The 2189-nt window shown below is 63.1% G+C and carries 3 protein-coding genes; 2 read left to right on the top strand and 1 reads right to left on the bottom strand.

Annotated elements, in window-relative coordinates; translation table 11 throughout:
- Positions 1-61: 61 nt before the first annotated feature.
- Positions 62-1135 carry an aminopeptidase gene (locus GYA94_RS23275; RefSeq protein WP_161893183.1) on the bottom strand — a complete coding sequence of 358 codons (1074 nt, stop codon included), beginning with the start codon at positions 1133-1135 and terminating at the stop codon, positions 62-64.
- 84 nt (positions 1136-1219) lie between these two features.
- Between GYA94_RS23275 and GYA94_RS23270 the strand changes: the two genes are divergently transcribed.
- Together GYA94_RS23270 and GYA94_RS23265 are read left to right on the top strand one after the other, a co-directional pair.
- A complete protein-coding gene (locus GYA94_RS23270) occupies positions 1220-1633 on the top strand; it encodes a PA0061/PA0062 family lipoprotein (protein WP_029887968.1) in 414 nt (137 codons plus the stop codon).
- Positions 1634-1687: 54 nt separating this feature from the next.
- Positions 1688-2101 carry a PA0061/PA0062 family lipoprotein gene (locus tag GYA94_RS23265; protein ID WP_161893182.1) on the top strand — a complete coding sequence of 138 codons (414 nt, stop codon included), beginning with the start codon at positions 1688-1690 and terminating at the stop codon, positions 2099-2101.
- Positions 2102-2189: the final 88 nt, after the last annotated feature.

The following is a 2189-nucleotide window of genomic DNA, read 5'->3' as shown; positions in this document are numbered from 1 at the left end:
CTGATGCGATCCCCGTGGGAGTTGGCTTGCCGACGATGGGCCGCAAAGCGGCCCCAAAATCTCACCGGCCAGCCATCAACTTTTGCAACGCCGCCTTCCTTTCAGCAATGGGCAACCTCCCCAACTGCTCAACCCGTTCATAGAACCGCCCCCAATCCCCGTCAACCGCGCGAAACACCGCCGCAAACGCCGGCACCCACTGGTCATACAGCCCGAACGGCAACAGCTTGGCATTGTTCATGGGCCCGTACACCCAGGCGTCAAAGCGCTTGTCGCCGCCCCACTGGCTGTCCCGCACCTGCTGGTAGTCACGCCTGAGCCGCGCGAACTCCGCCCGCTTGGCCTGGCGCTTGTGCGCATCATCCAGCGGCCCGGTGTAAATCGCCTGCAACCGCTCGCGGCTGGCCAGCACCAGTTGGATAAACTGCTCCCGCTGCTGCCCCTGATCGCCACCAACCGCAGCCAGGCCACGCGCCGCGCGCCATTGCCGGGTGCCTTCCTGTTCGACGAACGAGGCAAAGGACTCGTTGAACTCTGTGTCGTCCTGCACGTAAAAGCGCTGGTGCGCCAGCTCGTGAAAGATCAAGGTCGCCAGGCGTTCGTCACCCCAGCCCACCATCGACGACAGAATAGGGTCGTCGAACCAGCCCAATGTGGAATAGGCCTCCACCCCGCCCACGTACACATCCAGCCCTTCCTCACGCATCAACGCTGCCGCGCCACGCGCTGCACCTTGCTGGTAGTAGCCGCGGTACGCCACGCAACCCGCTATCGGAAAACAGTGGGTCACCGGTTGCAGTGAGAGCTCTGGCGTGGCGAAAACATTCCAAACCACATAGGGGCGCCCAAGGTCGGCGTATACCCGGTAGCTGCGGTTATCCGGCAGCTTCAGCTGCTGGCTGGCAAACGCCCGCGCCTGTTCCGCCCGTTGCAGGCGCGCCCGTAACAGGGGAGGGGTAGCAGGGTCGGCGACCACCTGTTCCACCGGTTGCCGCGCGCGCAGCAGTTGCCACTGGCCTTGCGCAAGCTGGCCGTAATAGGCCGCACTGCTGCAACCACTCAGCAGAAGCACCGCCAGCAGCGGAACCAAACGGGTGAAAACGCGGTCGAGTGGCCCAGGGCCTGAGCGCTGCATAAGAAAAAGTCGAAGCATCGGGACTGTCTGACTCGCTCAAGGCCGATTCGCTCCAAGACTATCTCGCCACGGGGGAGTTTCGCCATGCGTGCATTGTGGGTCGCCGGTTCACTGTTGCTGTTATCTGCCTGTTCAACGCTGCCAGACCCAGATCCGAACCAGGCCTGGATCGACCTCACGCCCTACGACAACACCTCGTTGCACGCGGTGCAGGTCGATGAGCGCGATTGGGCCGACAACCGGTACTTCGAAGTGCAGCCTGGCAGCCACGAGTTGACCGTGCGCTACCAGTTTCCGGTCAACCCCAGCAACATCGGCCCGGTCGACCAACCCCTGTGGCGAGATTGCCAGGTAAAGCTGGCGTTCAAAGACTTCAACGCCGGGCAACGCTATCAGTTGCAGGCCGGGAGCATCGGCTTCCGCCCGTGGGTGAAGTTGTATGACCAGCAACAAAAACTGCTGGGCCAGGGCCTGCCAGCGGGCTGCCAGCACACCTAACCACGCAAACGGCGCTATGCTGTTAACGTGCCAATCGCAAGTGGGAGCTTTGCCATGCGCCAGCCCATGATGCTGATCGCCCTCAGTGCACTGGGGGCTTGCGCCAGCCCCTTGCCGCCGGTCGACCCCAAGCAAGCCTGGGTCGACTTGTACACCATGACCCCCGGCCGGGTAATCATGGCCGACCGCCTTGACGGGAAGCGCCTGGAAGACGGCCGATACTTTCAGCTAACCCCCGGCAAGCATGAGCTGGTCGTGCGCTTCGATTACGAGATCTACTCTGGCGGGATGCTGACCGACCCCAGGGACCGTACCTGTTACCTGACTGTGCGCTTCGATGACTTCAAGGCTGGGGAACGTTATCGCCTGGAGGCGCGGGCACCGGTAATGGAGCCGCAGGTATTGCTGTATGACGCCAGCCGCACGGTGCTGGTGAATGAGCCTAGCGATGTGTTCTGTATTCCGTAGGCGGGGGGGTGCGGGTAGGGTGTGCTGCCGGTAGGGGGGCTGCGAGTCAGGGGCTGCTGCGCAGCCCATCGCGACGCAAGGCCGCTCC

The sequence above is a fragment of the Pseudomonas juntendi genome (assembly GCF_009932375.1).
Classification (GTDB): Bacteria; Pseudomonadota; Gammaproteobacteria; order Pseudomonadales; family Pseudomonadaceae; genus Aquipseudomonas; species Aquipseudomonas juntendi.
Note: the sequence above shows the minus strand (reverse complement) of the source record. Positions and strands in the feature narration are given on the sequence as shown.